At 63.9% G+C, this 18833-nt stretch carries 18 protein-coding genes; 4 read left to right on the forward strand and 14 right to left on the reverse strand.

Annotation, left to right across the window (positions count from 1 at the left end; translation table 11 throughout):
• Positions 1–241 precede the first annotated feature (241 nt).
• The 5 genes from AB4074_RS08210 to AB4074_RS08230 form a co-directional block, all read right to left on the reverse strand.
• On the reverse strand, positions 242–598 hold the full coding sequence (locus AB4074_RS08210; RefSeq protein WP_441413010.1) for a dihydroxyacetone kinase subunit DhaK: 357 nt from the start codon (positions 596–598) through the stop codon (positions 242–244).
• Positions 516–719: a hypothetical protein gene (locus tag AB4074_RS08215; RefSeq protein WP_441412936.1), complete on the reverse strand. Its 204-nt coding sequence runs from the start codon at positions 717–719 to the stop codon at positions 516–518. Before AB4074_RS08215 ends, AB4074_RS08210 begins: the two co-directional genes overlap by 83 nt.
• Positions 720–822: 103 nt before the next feature.
• The gene (locus AB4074_RS08220; RefSeq protein WP_441412937.1) at positions 823–1860 is read right to left on the reverse strand and encodes a TDT family transporter; all 1038 of its coding nucleotides are present in this window, start codon (positions 1858–1860) and stop codon (positions 823–825) included.
• Positions 1857–2381, reverse strand: a complete 525-nt coding sequence (locus AB4074_RS08225) for a PaaI family thioesterase (RefSeq protein ID WP_441412938.1) — start codon at positions 2379–2381, stop codon at positions 1857–1859. The genes AB4074_RS08220 and AB4074_RS08225 overlap by 4 nt, the downstream gene beginning before the upstream one ends.
• A 48-nt stretch (positions 2382–2429) precedes the next feature.
• Entirely contained in the window at positions 2430–3146 is a 717-nt protein-coding gene (locus AB4074_RS08230) for an SDR family oxidoreductase (RefSeq protein WP_441412939.1), read from the reverse strand.
• A 127-nt stretch (positions 3147–3273) separates the two neighbouring features.
• On the opposite strand from AB4074_RS08230, the gene AB4074_RS08235 reads away from it, so the two are divergent.
• Positions 3274–3756 carry a winged helix-turn-helix transcriptional regulator gene (locus tag AB4074_RS08235; RefSeq protein ID WP_441412940.1) on the forward strand — a complete coding sequence of 161 codons (483 nt, stop codon included), beginning with the start codon at positions 3274–3276 and terminating at the stop codon, positions 3754–3756.
• A gap of 94 nt (positions 3757–3850) precedes the next feature.
• Here the strand turns inward: AB4074_RS08235 and AB4074_RS08240 are convergent, their stop codons facing one another.
• From AB4074_RS08240 to AB4074_RS08265, 6 genes are all read right to left on the reverse strand, one after another.
• Positions 3851–4348 carry a GNAT family N-acetyltransferase gene (locus tag AB4074_RS08240; RefSeq protein WP_441412941.1) on the reverse strand — a complete coding sequence of 166 codons (498 nt, stop codon included), beginning with the start codon at positions 4346–4348 and terminating at the stop codon, positions 3851–3853.
• Between the two features lie 1211 nt (positions 4349–5559).
• Positions 5560–6330 (reverse strand): SDR family NAD(P)-dependent oxidoreductase, encoded by a 771-nt coding sequence (locus tag AB4074_RS08245; RefSeq protein ID WP_441412942.1) that lies wholly within the window; start codon positions 6328–6330, stop codon positions 5560–5562.
• Between the two features lie 21 nt (positions 6331–6351).
• Positions 6352–6588, reverse strand: coding sequence for a hypothetical protein (locus AB4074_RS08250; protein ID WP_441412943.1), 237 nt, complete (start codon positions 6586–6588; stop codon positions 6352–6354).
• Positions 6589–6800: 212 nt separating this feature from the next.
• Complete coding sequence (locus AB4074_RS08255) at positions 6801–7841, reverse strand: aldo/keto reductase (RefSeq protein ID WP_441412944.1); 1041 nt, start codon at positions 7839–7841, stop codon at positions 6801–6803.
• 40 nt (positions 7842–7881) lie between these two features.
• The gene (locus AB4074_RS08260; RefSeq protein ID WP_441412945.1) at positions 7882–8310 is read right to left on the reverse strand and encodes an SDR family oxidoreductase; all 429 of its coding nucleotides are present in this window, start codon (positions 8308–8310) and stop codon (positions 7882–7884) included.
• Positions 8307–8705, reverse strand: a complete 399-nt coding sequence (locus tag AB4074_RS08265) for an SDR family NAD(P)-dependent oxidoreductase (RefSeq protein WP_441412946.1) — start codon at positions 8703–8705, stop codon at positions 8307–8309. Before AB4074_RS08265 ends, AB4074_RS08260 begins: the two co-directional genes overlap by 4 nt.
• A 247-nt stretch (positions 8706–8952) precedes the next feature.
• Here AB4074_RS08265 and AB4074_RS08270 point away from each other — a divergent pair, with 247 nt between their 5' ends.
• The 3 genes from AB4074_RS08270 (at position 8953) to AB4074_RS08280 (ending at position 15758) form a co-directional block, all read left to right on the forward strand.
• Positions 8953–9576, forward strand: a complete 624-nt coding sequence (locus AB4074_RS08270; protein WP_441412947.1) for a TetR/AcrR family transcriptional regulator — start codon at positions 8953–8955, stop codon at positions 9574–9576.
• Between the two features lie 183 nt (positions 9577–9759).
• Positions 9760–10038, forward strand: coding sequence for a DUF4192 family protein (locus tag AB4074_RS08275; protein ID WP_441412948.1), 279 nt, complete (start codon positions 9760–9762; stop codon positions 10036–10038).
• Between the two features lie 860 nt (positions 10039–10898).
• Complete coding sequence (locus tag AB4074_RS08280; RefSeq protein ID WP_441412949.1) at positions 10899–15758, forward strand: NAD-glutamate dehydrogenase; 4860 nt, start codon at positions 10899–10901, stop codon at positions 15756–15758.
• Between the two features lie 28 nt (positions 15759–15786).
• Here AB4074_RS08280 and AB4074_RS08285 read toward each other — a convergent pair whose 3' ends face one another.
• From AB4074_RS08285 to AB4074_RS08295, 3 genes are read right to left on the reverse strand one after another with little or no spacing between them, the layout of a single operon-like run.
• A complete protein-coding gene (locus AB4074_RS08285; RefSeq protein WP_441412950.1) occupies positions 15787–16776 on the reverse strand; it encodes a class I mannose-6-phosphate isomerase in 990 nt (329 codons plus the stop codon).
• A complete protein-coding gene (locus AB4074_RS08290) occupies positions 16767–17963 on the reverse strand; it encodes an ADP-dependent glucokinase/phosphofructokinase (protein ID WP_441412951.1) in 1197 nt (398 codons plus the stop codon). Before AB4074_RS08290 ends, AB4074_RS08285 begins: the two co-directional genes overlap by 10 nt.
• 1 nt (position 17964) lies before the next feature.
• Positions 17965–18828, reverse strand: coding sequence for a ketose-bisphosphate aldolase (locus AB4074_RS08295; protein WP_441412952.1), 864 nt, complete (start codon positions 18826–18828; stop codon positions 17965–17967).
• Positions 18829–18833: the final 5 nt, after the last annotated feature.

Raw genomic sequence — 18833 nt, forward strand, 5'->3', positions numbered from 1 at the left:
ACGCGCGCCATACCGGCGACCCACAGGGCGTGCTGGGCATACCTGCCGGGAAATACTCCGAGGCCCTCGCCACGGGACCTGCACCCGGAATAGCTTGCCGAGGCTGGTACGGCACTCCGCACCGCCAAGACCTGAGAAGGAACAAGGCACCGTCAAGAATGCGTATCCCACCTATCCGTGACGGGCACAGCACCACTGGTGCGCCTTGGTCCTATTCCTTGAGCGCCCCGAACTTTGGGGATTACCCGGTAAAGAGCCCAAGTGCTGCGCAGTTCTTGTCCAAGACGTCCGGACCAGCTGCCTGCTGGAGGACACACCCCCCAACCTCCTGCCGCGCTCCGGATGCCGCTGGGGTCTGCGGGCAGCGAATGGAGGATTTACTGGAGGGGGCAGAACGCCCCAATCCGAGCTCTGCGACAAGCGGATCGACCAGTAGAGCCGTGGGCTCATCCGCTGCCGCGAAGGGCACTCGTGCAGTGCCGCGTTCACCATGGATGCCGACGCCAAGTTCGACCTCATCTGGACGCAACCTCGTACTCGTCCTCGCCCACGCGCAGCGTGGGCGAGGTGATCTCGCTGATGGGCAATTTTCTAGTATCGACGAGGTGGGCGCCGGTACGGTTGAAAGCTTCGTAGTAGCCGTGGCCGACCGGAGGCAGTTTGGCGCCGTAGGGGTAGCCCTTGGGGGCCAAGAGCTCGGCCGTCTGCGGATCGAGCACGGTTTCCCGGATCTTCGCGCGGACGAACTCGGCGGCGTACGCGTTGGCTTCAGCGGATGTGTCTATGTCGTCGAAGGTCGAGAAAGAGCCGGAAGCGGGAGCTTCAGTGCACTTCCGTGCTCTGTGGTGCGGCCAGTCTCGCTGCCTTTGGGGCGATGGGTGTTGGCACGGTGCGGGCGGCGATGACCAAGGTGAAGGCTGTTGCGAGGCCGAGAATCGCCCAGGCGCATATTTGCCGGCCGGGGAGGTCGGTTGTCGCAAGCCAGCGGATGGCATAGTTCGTGGTTGCACCCACGGGAAAGGTGAATACCCAAAACATTTGCGTGAAGGGAAGTTTGCGGTATTCGGGGAGGAGCATGACCTGCATCAGCACCATGATCAACAGTACGCCTGTCAGTCCGAGCTGGATTGTTCCCAAGGGGCCTGGATGTGACACCATCCACGCGATGTTGGCCGTTGCCGGTGCAGCCAGATAGGCGGACAGGCCGACCTTGGCGGCTGGTGGCACCTCGCCGCCGGTCATCAGGCGGACGGTGACGACAGTTCCTATCACCAGCCAGAAGAACACGCCAACGCCAAACGCGGCCATGGCCGCATTATGGGCTTGGATGCTTGAGAACCCGATGCTGGCAACGAAGGATCCGGCCGCGACGGGCAGCAGGTAGCCGGGATGGATGGATTGCATGGATACCCCGCCGGTGACCCAGTGGGCAAGGAGCTGGGCAGCGACGACGGCAAGGGCGGCAATGAAAACCATACACAGCCAGGCGCCCCATGGCGGCAGATACTGGCTGTAGTGGGACGAAAGCAGGATCCCGATTAGTGGGATGAAGGACGCAAAGGGCCCTGCCACTTCGTGTCTCAGGTCGGCCCGGAATGCTCCTTTTCGACGAAAGCCCCGGAACACGTAGACGGCGGTCAGGATCAACCACAGGGAGCTTGCTGCCCCGTAAAAGAATTCCTCCGGCCACATCGGGGCTCCGAGAGAGCTCCTCGCAGCGGACCAGCCGCCGCCAAGGCCGGCAAGCCCCAAGGGAATGCCGAAGCGGCTCAACGCCGGCATTCCCGACGGGGCGTCCGGGGACAAGACGCGATCCGTAGGGGGCGGCGTCAGCGCAACAGCGGTGCCGGTATCAGTCATCTTGGCAGAGAGCCTGGTTGGTGGGTGAAGATGAGTAGCGTGCTGGTCGCGGTGGCGAGGAGTTCTCCCCCTGCGGTGCTGAGTCTGCCTTCGGTGAATATCACGCGCGAGCCAGTCTTCACGACTGATCCCTCTGCGCGAAGAGCACCCTTCTGGAGCGTGACGGGTCGCAGATACTTGACCGCCAGGTCAATGGAGGTGTAACCGATCCCGGCTTCCAGGGTGCTGTGTGCTGCGCAGCCGAGCACCGTGTCAAGGAGCGTGCAGGCCAGGCCGCCGTGCACCATTCCGAGGGGGTTGTAGTGCGCTTCGCCAGGCTGGCACTGGAACTCGACGTGTCCGTGCTTCGCGTCGACGAGATCGAAATTCATGAGGGAAGCGATCGGCGGCGGCGCGATGCTGCCGTCGCGGAGGCCGGAAAAGTAGTCCAGACCCGACAGCCGTGGCAGCTGTTCGAGCGCGATTGCCGGATCCATCCAGGTGAAGGTTTCCGAGCGTTGCGCGGAGGCGTTCGTTGACACCAGGGTTTCCTCCTTAGGTTCTCTGCAAGTCGTCAGGCTTTGCCGCGGTCATGCCGGGGAATTGGATGCCAGGACCGGGTACAGACCCGAGATCGGACCGGACAGGCCGAGCTTCACGCCGGCGCTGATCTCGTCCACGATGACCTCGTAATCACCGTGCTCGAGCCCATCGAAGGACTTCCGTGCGACTTCCTCGGGGGAGGTCTTCGGGGCATCCACGCCCCTGGCCATGGCCGTGTCCATGTAGCCGACGTGAACACCCGTCACCTGGGTGCCTTGAGGTGCCAGTTCAAGGCGGAAGGAGTTGGTCGCTGACCACAACGCGGCCTTTGATGCGCTGTAGGCGCCGGTAAGTGCGATCCAACTGAGCACCGAGTGGATGTTGAGGACCGCTGATGTCTCGCTGGCGGCAAGCACCGGTGCGAATGCCCTGGTCATGGCGACGGGTCCGAAGAAGTTGGTCTCCATGACTTCGCGTATCTCCTCGTCGGAGAGTGCCAACAGAGTGTCGGATTCGACGCTCGTACCGGCGTTGTTGATCAGGACTGTGACGTCCTGGGCCTGGGCGACGGCCGCCCGGACCGCGTCAGCGTCGGTGACATCGAGGGCGAGGGGGACGACCCGGGGATCGTTCCACTCTTGCGGGCGGCGTGCGGTCGCGTACACCTTTGCAGCCCCACGGGCGAGGGCCTGTTCCACGAGCTCGCGGCCCAGTCCTCCGTTCGCGCCGGTGACAAGGACGACGGCGCCAGATAGCAGGGGCATGGATTCTCCTACTGTCGGATAGGGCGGCGACGCGGTTGTCGCGGTCTCAGAACCCCAGATTAGCCGAGTCAGTTGGATTTTCCAACTAACCTGTATACTTGGCGAGAGTACTGAAAGCAGGTGAACGATGAATAAGCCGACCGAGAAGGCAGTAGATGCGCCGAGGGCGTGTTTCATCGCGGCAGGCCTCGACGTTTTAGGGGAACGGTGGGCCCTGCTCGCCCTTCGCGAGATGTCGTTGGGCGTTCACCGGTTCGATCAGATTGCGCGCAATACCGGCGCGTCCCGCGACATCCTGACGGACCGGCTGCGCACGCTCGAAAACCGTGGCGTGATTGAGCGTGTCCAGTACTCCGAGCGCCCTGCGCGCTACGAGTACCACCTCACAACCTCCGGAGCGGAAGTCGCGCCCATTCTCATTTCGCTCGCGGCGTGGAGCAGTACATGGATGCGCGACGAGACGCCGCGTGCTTCTTACCGCCATAGTTGCGGGGCGGACCTGAAACCGGTGGTGTTGTGTGCGGAATGCGGTGAGGAGTTCACGCCAGGAAGTCTGTTACTGGGACCGCTTGTGTCAAGCGCGGGTACGGACCCGGCGTCCGGCCAGTAACCACAAAAATCAGGCAGATGACGACGGCGGTACGTCCCGCCGTCGTCCTCTTGCCACCGTTTGCGTCCGGCTTTTGCCGGCTGATTCCGGGGACTCAGCCCTCAAGTTCCTTTTCGAAGCAGACTGACGCCGGTATCGCGGTGTCGTAGGGCGGATAGGCCGGTATTTGTCGGTAGCCGATCTTCCGGTACAGGGCTTCTGCTTCCGGTTGTTGGCCGCCGGTTTGAAGAATGACCCGTCTGGCGCCGGCCGCAGCCGCGATCTGCTCCAGCCCGGCCATCAGTCGAGTCGCCGCCCCGAGGCCACGCGCCGCGGGGTCAACGATGACACGCTTGACTTCCCACTCCCCGTCCAGCAGGCGAAGTGCCCCATGCGCTACCGCATGCCCGGAGGCTGTGACAATGAGGACGTTCGCGACGAAGTCTTCAGCGGCGACGTCTAAGGCCGCCCTGGCGGCAGCCGGAAGGGCGGGTTCGTCCTCCGTGGCGTACCGGTCGAGGAGTTCCTTGTTCAGCAGATCCCGTAACCGGACAGCACGCGGATCCTCAAAACTAACTTCTTCGAGATTCAGAACCAACTTCTCACCCGACACCAGACCTTCCTTCAGATTAGCGTGGAATCATGCTGCCGACCCCTGGAAGAAGGAGTCGACGACGGCCGAAGCGACAGCCGTACTGGAGCCCCCCGTCTGGGGACTCCAGTATGACGTCATGGTACTGCTCTGGGCCGCTCAGTGGCGCGCACCAGCCACTTGTACCAATGCCTCGCAGCGCCTGCGGTGCCCTACCGAACGCGGTTCAGGTGCTCATGCCGAGGTGTGCTCCGCATGCCACGTCGAGTGTTACGCCGGTGATGTAGCGGTTGTCCGGGTCGGCAAGGAAAAGGATGGCGCGGGCGACTTCGTCTGGTTCGGCGACCGGCGCATTGGAAGTTGCGCGGCGCGTTTGGCCCGGTTGGCGGTTGAATCCGGGCCGGAGTCTTTTGCGAACTGCGCCCACAGAGGAGTGTTCGCGGGGCAGGGTGCGATGGTGTTGACGCCCGGGAGCGTGTTGGAAGGACACCCGAAGGGGAAAAGGCAACGGCGAATGCGGGGCATCCTGGGGTAGCTGTTGAGGGTGTAATCCGTTGCGGCCGGTCCGGTCATGCGCAGACCCGCGAGCCTCCTTTTCTCTCCGGTTCTTTCAGGGCGGAGTCCGGCAAGCAGGAGTGCGGCGCGGAAGGCGTGATCGGGGACGGGGACTTTCCGGTTCAGGCAGCAAGCCCGTAGAACGCCTCGGTGTCGATTCCTGACTACCGCTCCCTCTGTGCCCATCCCGGCTGAAAGAACCCGGCCCGGTGCGTTTCGTGAGCCGGCGACGGTGGTCTGGCTCTCTCCGCCCCTCCGGCCTCAACACGCGGACGGCCCGTGCCGATCTCTGTCCTGGCCGGAACGCACGGTCAAGAAGGATGGAGACTGGATGCGATTTGGACTGGCGTCATGGCTGAGAGCGTGCCGCGGTCGCTGCGCCCCCCGGTCGCGCTGGCGTTGGCGAAGGCCATGGAAGCAATCTCTCCCACGGGTACCCTTCCTGGTGATCTGGCGTTTGAGCCCAAGTGGGATGCCAGGAATGTGCCCTGTTGGGGGCCGAAGGGGTGTCGTTGTTTTCCCTGCAAGGCCGAGATTTGCCCAGGTATTCTGTCGGCGTGAAGCGCACTTTTTCTGACTTTGCCTAGCGGGAGCGCTGTCGTTAGGGCACGACAGGTGTCGCCCACTAGTCGTCCTCCATCGCTCGGTCTCTGGACGAGCTGAGGAGGTGCGGGGTACTAACCTTCCAGATCAATCCCCGTTATTTTGGCCAACTGCTCAAGGAGCCGGTCTTGGAAGTTGCTGTCCCGGGCTACGGCGGCGACCGGTGCTGGTCGGCGGTGGTGCCAGACCGAACCGGTGTGCCTGGCGTCCGGACTGTCGCTGACAGCGAGCCATGTCTGAGTGAGGTGGCCTTGGTCGAGGTCGTCGGTGGCGGAGGGGCCGCCCATGCGGGTGGGCACCCAGCCCGGGTCGACCGCGTGGGTGATGACCTCTGGCCAGCGGTGGGCGATGGCGAGGGAGAGCGTGGTGACGAAAAGTTTGCTGTCGCAGTAGGCCTGGGTGCCGTTCCAGCGGCGAGTGGTCCAGTCTAGGTCGTGGAGGCTTTGGTCGCCGCTGACGTGCATGTCGCTGGTGAGGTAGATGAGCCGGTTCGGACTCTGGATCAGGCCGGTCAATAGGTAGGGGGCCAGAGTGTTGACTGCCAGCACTCGCGGGTGTCCCTCCGGGCCGGGGTTAGGGCCGGGGTCGCCATAGACGCCGGCGTTGTGGATGATGGTGTCCATCCGGCCGAGCTGGTTGACCTGGTCGGCCAGGCTGCGGGTCTGCTGGGCGCTGGCGAGATCACCGACGACCACGGCCGCGCCGCGGTCGGCCAGATCCCTGAGCGCGGCGGCCCGGTGGGTGTCGCGGGCATGGACTACGACCTGGTGACCGTCGTCGAGCAGGGCGGCAGCTGCGGCCCGTCCAAGGCCTTGGGCGGAACCGGTAATCAGGATGCGGGCCACAAGGGTCCTCTCGTTCGTTCGTCAGTTGACGTAGCTGCCGACAGGCGTGTTGTCGACGTAGATGCGTTGGTCGGTGAACTTGCCGTCAACGAGGGTAAAGATTGAACAGGCGTTGATCTTGATCTCCGTATCGTCGTGGAGGCGCCAGATGGTGGTGACCTCGAAGATGACCACTCCACCTTCGTCCTGCCAGACGTTGGTCAGCGGGTGGGCCAGCGACTTGACCTTGCCGAGCAGGGTGGTCATCTGTTCCAGCACGGCCGGTGATGGTCGGTGTGTTAGCGAAGGACAGGGTGATGTTGTCGGCGTAGTAGGAACCCAGTCGTTCCGGGTCTTTGGCCTCCATGGCGTTGAAGTAGTCGGTCAGGATGTCGATGGTGGCCTGGTCGGCTTGAGGCATGACGGGTTCCTTTGCTGGTGATGAAGGGATGGGCTGCGCATTTCGGTTCTCGGTGGCGGGGTTGGGCACCTTAGTCGGTGGAGGCCGTCCCGCTCGCGGCGGGCGGCTGTTCCGGTCCGTCACCGGCGCGGTGATGGAAGGCTGCGGGTTCGCTGGCCAACGCGGTGAGCGAGTCTAGCTGCGCCGGCTCGAGCTCGATGTCGGCTGCTGTGGCATTGGCTTGGAGCTCTTCGGGGGTCTCGGCACCGACGATGGCCGAGGCGACGGCCGGGCGGGACAGCAGCCAGGCCAGCGACGCCTGATACGGCGCCAGCCCCCATGCTCGGCTGAGTCGCTCGGTCTCGCGGGCGACGACGATCTCGGCGTCGGTGAACCCTGCTCCGGCGAAGCGCTGGTCACCGGAGACGTCGCGGTCGAGAACCCGGAGGTCGGCGAGCAGGCCGCCGTGCAACGGCGCGTAGGGGACGATGGACAGCCCGAACTGCTGGCAGGCGGGCGCGAGTTCGCGTTCGGCGGCTCGATCGAGGAGGTTGTACTTCACCTGTACGGCCACGGGCGCATTCAGCCGGCGGTCGTCCGCGATCCACAGGGCCTGCGCGACTTGCCAGGCGGGGTGGTTGGACAGGCCGACGTAGCGGATTTTGCCCTGCCTGATCAGGTCGTCATAGGCCGCGAGGGTCTGTTCCAACGGCGTGTCGGGGTCAGGGTCGTGGGCGTAGTAGAGGTCGATGTAGTCGGTCTCCAGGCGGCGCAGGCTGGCTTCGACCTGACGGATGATGTGGCGGCGTGACAGGCCACGGTCGTTGACGTCGAGTCCGACGATTCCGTTGGACTTGGTGGCGACCACCATCTGCTCGCGGCGGCCGCGGAGCGCGCGGCCGAGGATCTGCTCGGCGGGTTCACGGTCGGCCGCGGCCGGAGCGCCGGGCCGGTCGAAGACCGGCATGTTGCCATAGACATCGGCGGTGTCGACGAAGTTGATGCCAAGGTCGATAGCGGTGCCGACGACCCGGTTGGCATCCTGCGCGGCGGGAGCGACCCCGAACGTGGCGGTGCCCAAACAGATCCGGGACACTTTGACGCCGGTTGAGCCGAGGATGGAGTACTTCATCAGCAAGTTTCCTTGTCTTCCGTGGTGGTGGGAGGCGGGGCTAGCGGGCGGTGTAGCCGCCGTCGACGGGGAGCGCGACCCCAATGACGAAGCTCGCGCCCTGGCTGCACAGCCACAGCACGGCTGCACCGATCTCTTCGGGTTCGCCCAGCCGGTTGATGGGCTGGTTGGCCAGCGACTCCGCAAGGTCGAGCTCGCCGGTGGCAAGCATGCCGGTGACCATCGGAGTGGCGATGGTTCCGGGGCAGACTGCGTTGATCCGGATCCCGCGGGGAGCGTACTCGAGCGCAGCGCTGCGGGTCAGGCCAAGCACACCGTGCTTGGTGGCGTGGTAGGCGGCCCGCCCGGGGTTGCCGACGAGCCCGCCGAGGGAGGAGCAGTTCACGATGGCACCGCTGCCTTGGAGGCGCATCTGGGCCAGTTCGTGCTTCATGCAGGCCCGCACGCCGCGGAGGTTGATCGCGGTCACCCGATCGAATGCCTGGCCGGTTCGTCGGCCGCGTCGCAGACCGGGAGCTGGATGCCGGCGTTGTTGAAAGCCATGTCGAGCCGGCCGAACCTTTCGACGGCGGTGGCGATGAGCGCGGCCACCTGCTCCTCGTCGGCCACGTCGCACGGCACAGCGAGCACCTGGTGGCCGCTGCCGGCCAGCTCCGCGGTGACGGCGGACAACGTCGCCTGGTTGATATGGGCCAGCACCACGGCGGCGCCGGCTTCGGCAAACGCGCGTGCGGTGGCCAAGCCCATACCGGAGCTGGCGCCGGTGACCAAGGCGACCTGGCCAGTGAAGTCGTAGCTCGGATTCATCGGTGCTGCCCCTGGCGTCGCCGGTGAGGCATTCTCGTGGGCGAAAACAACAGCCATTCCTGGCCCTGGCCGGTGCTGAAACACATTTGTGTGTGAGTCATTGCTCTCCTCGGGTAAGTCGTTCCGGGCGTCCGCTGCGTTGGGCAGTGGCAGCCGTTGGGTGGACCGGGCGTAGCAGGCACCCGCTTTCGGGCGGCGCGTGTTTGCGTCGAGGACCTGTTGGCCAGGACTGTTTGCCCCCCTCTGGCGATAAACTATAACCGAGTGGTAGGTTTTGGTCAATGGAGTATGAGATGGTGGTGCCATGCCCAATAGCACAGTGACTAACGCGCGGGGACCCTACCGCACAGGGATCCGGCGGCGGGAACAGATCGTCGCCACGGCGATCGCGGTCTTCGGCGAGTACGGCTATGCCGGCGGATCGATCCGGACCATCGCTGAGCGGGTCGGGGTCTCCCACGCCACACTGCTGCAGCACTTCGGTAGCAAAGAAGGACTCCTGACGGCTGTGCTGCAGGAGTGGGACCGCCGAACGGTGGAAGCCAGCCTGTCCGGTGTTGTCGGGCTGGACTATTTCCGCCGGTTGCCTGAGGTCATGACTGCACATCGAAGCAACCGGGGGCTGCTCGAGCTGTTCACCACCATCGCGGCCGAGGCTTCCAGCCCTGCCCATCCGGCTCACGTCTTCATTCAGCACCGCTACACGAACAACCTTGCCACCCTTGGAATCCATCTCCAGCAGGCGGTCGACGCCGGCGACGTGGCACCGTTGACCCGCGCCGAAATTGAGGTAGAAGTTCGCCTAGTCACCGCCGTGTTGGACGGGATCGGGCTGCAATGGCTGCTTGACCCGTCCACAGACGTCACCGTCAGCGTCGAGACATACATCAACCGGACGATCACAGCCTGGCGTAATAGCCGGAAATAGGGACCACGTAGGAGCAACCCCGCGCCACCCAAGGGCCGAAGCAGTTCAATCTTGGGCATGCGGCATCTAGATCGTGCCACGGCGGCCATCCAAACTATCGCCGGCCTCTTTCTTGTTGAGTTGGCGGCGCACCCCGGGCATTAGGGCGCCCTTTAGTGAAGTGGATCGTTATTCAGGGCCCTGTTGTGCAAGTTGAACATCCGCCACGACGGGGCAACGCTCAGGGTTGACCTCCCCAACCGCGAGGGCGGACTCCGGTACGCACGCACAGTGGCCGACTACATTGCCCACGACACCACTGCCGCCTGCGTGCTTTTCGCCGTGTACACCTCCGAGACCCAGAAACCGGGCCAGCTCAAGCCCCACGCAGCAACCATCGCAGCACTGACGTGCGCGCTGGCCGAACGCGAAACGACCATCCGTTACGAGCTCCTCGTCGGAGACAAGGCCGTTTCCCAGTAGGACGGCGATACTCGGGACGGACTGACACTGCTGCTGACGGCGACCAGTCCAGCCCGATCAATGCCGAATTCGTCTACCGCGGCTAGAGGAAGCCAGAGCTCGCTGGCTGGCAAGTTGTACGCGAGCAGATCCTAACCACTTCATGAAGGCCCACCGGGAAAGCGAAAGCAAGGTAGAGAAGTCCTTCAGTCACAGCCGGAACCAGTTATGTCGCCCGCTCCGCGAACGACAATGAAGAAGTAGCAAAGAACCGAGCCATCGAGTTTCTATTGGAAGGAGCCGCCGGCCACACTAACGGCCACCAACAAAAACGGCCCAGAAGGGGCCATTATAAAAGCTGATTTGTGCACAGTCAGAGGGCCAAAGGCCCCCTGACCTGCGGAAACACTGTGCCCGAGGTGGGACTCGAACCGCATTCCGGGCCCCGGAAACACAGGGAACTCCCGAAAACATGCCGAGTACGGCCCAGTCCGGCCTATGTACGGGCCAGTCCGACCGCAAGAGTGTGCACATTGTGCACACTTCCTTTTGACCAATTCAGCCGGCTCCTTCCGGCGTCCGCTCCAAAGCCGGGAACCGGACCGCCGTGTTCAGTTTCAAAGCACTCCGATGAGGGCCTCTCTTCCTTGCATGCTCGGCGGCACTCAGGCCGAAAACGGTCGGACCAATAGGTTACAGCGCATGCCTGAACTCGATTTCCCTGATCACGGTTCCTCTCTTCAGAACCACATGGGTTGAAGCATGCGATTGGCACCACACTATGGACGCCGCGAGAAGAGAGGGACATCATGAAATCAGGCGTGAGGATCCCATCTCAGGGTGTAAATGGAGGCGGACCCACCCGATGGAGGCGTAAGGGCATGCCCGGTAAATCTATGCCGACGGGGCACTCCGCATCAGGCGGTCCGGCTCAGGCGGACGATCATTTCCTCGCGGATTACTACGAGCACGTAGATCCCGAGGCGCTCCTTCCTTACGCCGGTGAAACCTTGGAGCGCCGGGCACGGCACCATCTTTCGCTCGCCTCGGTGCTGACTCCGGGGACGTCAAGGGTGGATGTCCTCAACGAACCACATGCCAGCGTGGTGTTCGTGGTGGCCGAAGGCGCGCTTAACGTGGTCCGCTCCGTTACCGCGGAGCTAACCCGCGAAGGAGGGACGGTCCGGCTGCTCGTCCATCCCTCGTTCCGGGTCCTTCGGGACCCTGCAAGCCATGAGTTGCTCGAGCTCCGCCATACTCCGCAGCGCGCGGAACTTGCTTCCGAGCTGCCCGATTCCGGGACCACGGAAACTTGGATTGCGCTCGAAATCGGCAGGCTGCCGAGATCCTCGAATGCCGTGGACGCTATCGCGAATGTCCAAAGGGTTCTTGCCGACGCGCGGGCAGTTACAGAGGACTCCCCTGCCCTGAAGGAACAAGTAGCCGCCCTCGACTCCTTGGCCGCATTCCCGCGCGGTTGCGTGCCGTCAACCGAACAGCTCGGAGAACTTCTGGAGTGGCTGAACCGAGGGAACTTCATTTTTCTGGGATATTGCGAGTACGGTTTGACGGCGGGGAAGGCTGGGCCGGTTCTTCGACTCCGTCCGGGCACTTGCCTGGGCCTTTTGCGCAGGCAGAATCCCCCTCTCAACTCCGAAGAGTCTGCGTTGAGCGGCTCGCAAGTTCTCGCGCTATACACCTCCGCCCTTCGCTCCTCGATTCCGGAACCCTCTTACCTGGACGAAATCCGTCTCCCGAGGTTCAGTGCTGCCGGAGTCGTCAATGGGGATCGCAGGTTTGTGGGCGTTTTCGCCCCGGGAACGGCGGATCAATCAGTGCGTCGTATTCCGGTGCTCCGAGACAAGGCTGCCAGCGTGCGTGACCGGCTTGGTTTCGCCCCCGGGTCAACCGAGGAGAAGAGGCTGTTTGCCGCGCTGGGGTCGTTCCCTCTCGGGGAGCTGTTCGACATCGGCGAAGGCGAACTGGCTCGGCTGGCGGCTGTCATCTTGCGGGTCCAAAAGCGCCATGAGACAAGTTTGCTCCTACGCTTCGATAACTACGGTCCCTTCATGATTGCGCTGGTGTTCCTTCCGCGCCGCCGCTACAGCGCGGCCGTGCGGCTCAGGATTGAACAGGCGCTCAAGGAAGCCTCGAGGGCCTCATCGCTTGAGTCCGAGATCCGTCTCAGCGAATCGCACATGGCGCGCATCTTTTTTCGCGTCCTGCTGCCTGCACTCGCAACACCACGGTCCATCGATCCGGACGCACTGGAGCGGACACTCATCAATGCCACCCGGACCTGGGCCGAAGGAGTTGACGAAGCCCTGCGCGAACGCTTCCCCGCCGAACAGGCCAGAAGGTTGTCCGTACTCTGGGCCAGTGCCTTCCCTGCCAGCTACCGGGCAGACTTCGAGGTCCCAGACGCCCTTGAGGACATAGAGAAGTTTGAACAGTACGATCTGGACGGCACCGGCGGCCGGCCCCTGAATGACCCCGTGCTGGCCGTCCGGGCAAGTACCAAGCCGACCGGCGTCGAGGACACACGGATTCGCCTCTATCTGACCAGTGCCCGAAGCCTCACGCAGATCCTGCCGTTCCTCCACAATCTGGGCGTGCAGGTCCTCAACCAGCGACCCTTCGAGGTCCTGCGGGGCAACGCCCTGCCGCTGTTCCTCTACGACTTGGGCGTGCAGTATCCGCCTGGCGTGGATCCTGCCGGAACCAGCTCCCTGCTCGCGGAGGCATTCGGCGCAGCCATGCGCGGGGACACCGAATCAGACCGCTTCGAGGCCTTGGTCCTGCAGGAAGGCACGGAATGGCGGCAGGTCGCGATCCTTCGCAGCTATGCCAAGTATCTCCAGCAGCTGGGAACCACCAACTCGTACGACTTCATCGCGGACTCGCTCCTGGCCAACCCGACGGCGACCCGAGCCCTGCTGGCCCTGTTCCGCGCCCGTTTCGATCCGGGTCTTGGCATCACACAGCGACTCCGGGACACGAGGGCCGCCCGCACAGCGGTGGCCGGGGCGATCGACGCCGTCGCGTCCCTGGACGCGGACCGCCTGCTCCGGACCTTCCTGAACCTCATCGAAGCGACATCACGGACCAACTTCTACCGCAACCGGCCGTACCTGAGCTTCAAACTCCAGCCCTCCCGTCTTCCCGGCGCCCCCTACCCACGTCCTCAGTTCGAGATCTGGGTGTATTCGCCCCGGGTCGAAGGCGTGCACCTTCGCTTCGGGTCGGTGGCTCGCGGGGGGCTGCGGTGGTCGGACCGGCGCGAGGATTTCCGCACCGAAGTCCTCGGTCTCGCCAAGGTCCAGATCATGAAGAATTCCGTGATCGTCCCGACCGGCGCGAAGGGCGGCTTCTACGCGAAGCACCTTCCCGATCCCATAACCGACCGGGCAGCATGGCTCGCCGAAGGCATCGAGAGCTACAAGGACTTCCTCCGGGGCCTCCTCGATGTCACGGACAACCTGGCCCCGCCCGACGTCGCCGGCTCCCCTGCCACTCGCGGCACACGAGGCCAGGTGGGACGTATCGTCCCGCCGCAGAACGTGGTGCGGCATGACGACGACGACTACTACCTCGTGGTGGCCGCAGACAAAGGCACCGCCGGGTTTTCCGACATCGCCAACGACGTGGCCAAGGAGTACGGCTTCTGGCTCGGCGACGCATTCGCGTCGGGCGGCTCAGTAGGCTACGACCACAAGCAGATGGGCATCACCGCCCGGGGCGCCTGGGCGTCCGCGACCCAGCATCTCAGCGAACTCGGGATCGACTCCGAGCATCAGGACTTCACCGTGATCGGCATCGGCGACATGAGCGGGGACGTCTTCGGCAACGGCATGTTGCTCTCCGGCCACATCCGGCTCGTGGCCGCCTTCGACCACCGGCACATCTTCCTGGACCCCACACCGGACGCGGCGTCCTCCCTCGAGGAACGCCGCCGCCTCTTCAACCTGCCCCGCTCCTCGTGGGCCGACTACAACCCCGCGCTCATCAGCACCGGCGGCGGGGTGCACCCGCGCACCGCCAAGTCAATCGCCATCACGCCGCAGGTGCGGGAAGCGCTGGCGCTTCCACAGCGCGCGACGGCGATGAATCCGCCAGAACTCATCCAGGCCATCCTGCGCGCGCCGGTGGACCTGATCTACAACGGCGGGATCGGAACCTACGTCAAGGCCTCCGCGGAAACCAACACCGAGGTCGGCGACAAAGCCAACGATGCGATCCGGATCAACGGCAACGAACTCAGGACACGGACAGTTGTCGAGGGCGGCAACCTCGGAATGACCCGACAAGGACGCGTGGAGGCAGCGCTGAACGGTGTCCTGCTGAATACTGACGCGATCGACGACTCTGCGGGCGTGGACTGCTCCGACCATGAGGTCAACATCAAGATCTTCATCGACCGCATGATTGCGGCAGGCAAGATGCAAGCCAGCGAACGCGCCGCCTTCCTGCACTCCCTCAGCGACGACGTGGCACGCCTGGTGCTGAAGAACAGCCGTGACCAGAACGTACTGCTCGTCAACGATCGTGCCCTTGTCCTCAACTGGAGCCCGGGCTTCGACGTCAACTGGAGCCCGGGCTTCGAACGGACCATGGACTGGCTGGAGAAAGCCACCGACCTGGACCGGGGGCGTGAGGCGTTGCCCACCACGGACCAGCTCCATGCACGGCTTCAGGCCGGCAAAGGGCTGACGTCCCCCGAGCTGTCCATACTGGCCGCCTACGCCAAAATCGCACTCGCCAAGGAACTGAACAACAGCGACATCGCAGACGACCGGTGGTTCGACCGGGTCCTTCGCAGCTACTTCCCCCCGCAGATCGTGGACCGCTTCGGAACCGAACTCCAAACGCACCCCCTGCGCCGACAGATCATCTGCACCGTGCTCGCCAACGACATGATCGACGTCGGAGGAATTACCTTCGCTTTTAGGGCCATCGAGGAAACCACCGGAAGCGCGGCCGCTCTCGCAAGGGCCTTCGTGGCAGTGCGCGAGGCCTTTGACCTTCACTGGATCGCGGACTGGATGGCCGGGCTTCCCTCAGCTGTTCCGGCCCAACATGCGGCGGAAGTGGCCCTGTATGTGCGGCGGATGCTGGACCGCGGGACGCGCTGGTATATGACCCATGACCATCGTGACCAGCAAGTGGAGCAGGCGCTCGGCAGGATCATGCCGGCCATGAACCTCCGTCGGAACCGAACCGCGGTCTATTTGCGCGGCGACGACATCGACCTCGGGCAGGACCTTCTGACCCACTGGGAGGCAATCGGTATCCCGCCGGACATTGCGGGACGCGCGTTTGAGGCAGTCCTGAGCTTCACTTTGTTGGACGTCTCACTCATTGCGGAGCAGATCGATGAGCCCATAGAGCGCATTGCTGATCTCTATTCCACCGTATTCCAGCGCATCGGGGCCCTGAAGCTGCTTCTGAGGATCACCGACCTTCCTGTGCAGAACCGATGGGAGACCCTCGCCAGGGCAGCCCTGCGGGACGATGTCTATTCCGCCGTGGCCGACATGACCGTCTCAGTTCTCAAGACAACACGCAGCAGCGGTCCCGTGCGAGCCGATTCCACGGAACGGATCGTGGAGTGGGAACGCGGACACCAAGAACAGCTCGCACGAATCAAGGACACCTTCGCCGAAGTCACCCAGCCCGGTCCGGTGGACATCCATTCGATCTCCGTCGCACTCAAGCTACTGAGGACCCTCGTGCGCAACTGAACGCCCCGAGACACCTCCGCAACCAGCGTCACACTCGGTCCTCTGGCCTCGGGGGTCGGCATACCAGCAGCTCTCCGTGGCCGCTGACCGCGACCGATCCGATGGAGTGGGGAGCCATCGCTGTGCGTCCGGCAGGCATCGCCTCCGCGGCAATGACGAGGTCTCCCTGCACCGCGATCAGGACCATGAAGCCCGGGGCGATCTCCTGCCACCCGTCGACGAGGATTCGCTCGATGCGGAAGTATGGATCCGCCACTCGGGGCAGCGCTGATCCTGCATTCGGGGCCCGGTTAACCAATTTGTCGAGCTCCTCATCATCGAGGTGTCGGCGGGTCACCGCTTCGAGCGCCAGATCGAAGCCGAGCCCCAGATGCCCCTCTGCCGGGCCGTCGAGGTCAAAATCTCTCCATTCGAGGAGGATCGACAGGTCTTCCGGTTCCTGCACTTCGAGGAGGAAGACGCCTTGGCCGATCGCATGCAACTGACCTGGGGGGACGAATATGACGTCACCTGGTTCGACGTCGATGGGGTTCAGAATATTCAGCAGGCTCTCGGAATCCTGGCTCTCGACGAGGTCGCGCAATTCCGAGCCTTCCACATCTCGATGGAGGCCAAGGTGGACTGTGCCTCCTCGGAGGATGTACCACGCCTCGGCTTTGCCGTGGGCGTGGCCTAAGTTCCTGGCTGCGAAGTTTCCGTCGGGATGGGCGTGTACGGGCAGACGTTGGCCGGCGTCGAGCAGCTTGACGAGCAAACGGGTATCCGGCCCGAAGGCAGCTAGGTGCTCGGGCCCCAGCCATCCCTGCGGGTCCCTTTCGATCGCAGTGGGCATCGGGACGCCGTCCGGAAGCGTCGTGATGCCCACACCTGGCTCGCCGAACACGGAGGTCGTGGAGCCAATCCAATCCTCCGGTTCATGGCTCGCGGCCGGCAGTTCTCCACGGAAGTCAGTGATCTGGCGGCCTCCGCGGTAGAAGCGGTCTGGTGGGCGGTTGGATGGCAGAACGATCAAGTCCACACTGACGCTCCTTCTGTAGCGATGTTGCCAAGGAATCCACCGACGAACGAGTCCCCGAGCCCGACGGTTGTAGGTATGGGGATCGATATCGCCCGGGCGGCAACGGCGTGAAGGCCTGTACCTGAGATCGCGGCAGACAGAGCCGCGCCCGCTTCGTTGAGCGGCAAGTCCGCGGTTCCTGCGTATTGCTCCACGGTGAAGTCGTCGCCGCAGCGGTAGCGGGTGCTTGCCATGGTTATCCCTCCGAAGAGCGCAGGGGCGTACCGCTCGGCGTGCTTTCCGGCAGCCAGCGCCCAGTACTTCGTGTGGACAACGAGCGTCCTGGCCGGAATGACGACAGCGAGGTCCCCCAATGCTTCCCGCACCGCGACCGGGTCTAGTAGATCGACCCCGTGGCCCAGGTGGGCTTGCATCTCGTCCTCGTTCATTCCGTAGACATCGATTCGGTCGAGCAGCGCGGCGCGCACGAGGGCGCTCAAGGCAGGCCTGTGGAATCCCGCATCCTCGTAGTACACGAAGGCGTCTTCGGGCAGCGCGTCCAGCGTTGATCGCAGTTCCGTGAGCCGGGCAGCCAGCACCGCCTCGTCCTGTATGGCGTTCAGACCGGACAGTAGGACGACGTTCGCCTCGGCGAGCACCCCCGACAGGTCCGGGCTGAGGCGCATTTCGGCGTTCGGCGGGTCGTTGACATAGATGAGGCGGTTGGGGAAGGGGGCGACGAGCTCCGTCCCAGGGACCCGGACCCGTGCCCCCTCCTCCCACTGCACGATCACGTGCGGCTCGATAGAGTCGTGCTCGGCGCTTGTAATCCACGAACACTCCGCTGGAAGCAGTCGTCTGAAGTGTTCGTTCACGCTGACCAGGTGGAGGGTCGATGTCATGCCGAGACCCGCGAGGGCGAGTCCGGCCCGAACTCCGGTTCCTCCCAGCGTCACCTTGCGGTGAAACCGCGAGGCGAAAGTCTCCAGGGCCTCGGGGGAGGCAACATGCCGCTCTCCCCCGACGCCCCGCCGGAAGTACCCGAGCAGGGACAGCACCAGACTCCGCTCGTCAACGATCGGCTTCGTGTTCCCGAGCTCCTCGGCACGGATGCCGTAGCTCTCGACGAGGTCCTCGATAACTTTGGACGACCATGCGATTTCGTAGTCAACACTGCCGCCGAGTCCGAGTACTAGGCGCGACGTCATGTCAGTACAGCTTTGCCTTGCCGGCTGCGTTGAACAGGTCGATCTTTTGGGCAGCAGTGGCCTTCATCGCGTCGATGCAGGGGGGCTGGATGCTGTTTGGCTCACGCAGACGCTCGTCCGTGCCGAGGATCTCGCGCATGCGGTTGTGGTAGCTGACCTTGATGTCGCTGGAGATGTTGATCTTATTGATGCCAAGCGAGACTGCACGGGCCAACTCCGCATCGGGGTTGCCGGATCCGCCGTGCAGCACGAGCGGGATGCCCACCGCCGCCTTGATCTGTTCGAGCAGGTCGTGGCGCAGCTCGGGGTTCTTTTCGGCTGGGTACAGGCCGTGCGACGTCCCGATCGCGATCGCGAGGCTGTCGACACCGGTCTCCTCGACAAAACGCACCGCGTCGTCGACGTTGGTGTAGATGATCTCGGCTGCCCCGGACTCGCCGTAGCTGTCGTTCGCGCCGATCGTGCCGAGCTCGCCCTCGACCTGAATGCCGACGGCGTGGGCCGCCTCCACAACCTTGCGGGTGAGAGCGACGTTGTCCTCGAACGGCAGCATCGACGCGTCGATCATGACCGAGGTGAAGCCGGACTGGATCGCCGTAATGATCTGCTCGTACGTGCCGCCGTGGTCCCAGTGGATCGCGACCGGCACGCTCGACCGGTGAGCGCGCGCACGGATCGCGGCGATGAGGTCGGTCGTGATATGCGCGACCTCATCCGGGTGGATGGCGATGATGACGGGAGCTTCCTTCTCCTCGCTGATGTCCATGACGCCGAGAAACATCGCCCAGTCGCTGATGTTGAAGGCCGGGATGGCAAAGTTGTTCTGGTTCGCAATGTCTAGAATGGTCTTTCCGTCGACGAGCATTGGTT

It is taken from the genome of Arthrobacter sp. 2MCAF14 (genome assembly GCF_052115645.1).
Classification (GTDB): Bacteria; Actinomycetota; Actinomycetes; order Actinomycetales; family Micrococcaceae; genus Arthrobacter.

What these genes read in the sequence shown, in the direction of transcription:
- AB4074_RS08280 (WP_441412949.1), top strand. Translation starts at nt 10,899, where the DNA reads ATGCCCGGTAAATCTATGCCGACGGGGCACTCCGCATCAGGCGGTCCG.
- AB4074_RS08290 (WP_441412951.1), bottom strand. Translation starts at nt 17,963, where the DNA reads ATGACGTCGCGCCTAGTACTCGGACTCGGCGGCAGTGTTGACTACGAA.
- AB4074_RS08235 (WP_441412940.1), top strand. Translation starts at nt 3,274, where the DNA reads ATGAATAAGCCGACCGAGAAGGCAGTAGATGCGCCGAGGGCGTGTTTC.
- AB4074_RS08220 (WP_441412937.1), bottom strand. Translation starts at nt 1,860, where the DNA reads ATGACTGATACCGGCACCGCTGTTGCGCTGACGCCGCCCCCTACGGAT.
- AB4074_RS08270 (WP_441412947.1), top strand. Translation starts at nt 8,953, where the DNA reads ATGCCCAATAGCACAGTGACTAACGCGCGGGGACCCTACCGCACAGGG.
- AB4074_RS08265 (WP_441412946.1), bottom strand. Translation starts at nt 8,705, where the DNA reads ATGGCTGTTGTTTTCGCCCACGAGAATGCCTCACCGGCGACGCCAGGG.
- AB4074_RS08295 (WP_441412952.1), bottom strand. Translation starts at nt 18,828, where the DNA reads ATGCTCGTCGACGGAAAGACCATTCTAGACATTGCGAACCAGAACAAC.
- AB4074_RS08255 (WP_441412944.1), bottom strand. Translation starts at nt 7,841, where the DNA reads ATGAAGTACTCCATCCTCGGCTCAACCGGCGTCAAAGTGTCCCGGATC.
- AB4074_RS08230 (WP_441412939.1), bottom strand. Translation starts at nt 3,146, where the DNA reads ATGCCCCTGCTATCTGGCGCCGTCGTCCTTGTCACCGGCGCGAACGGA.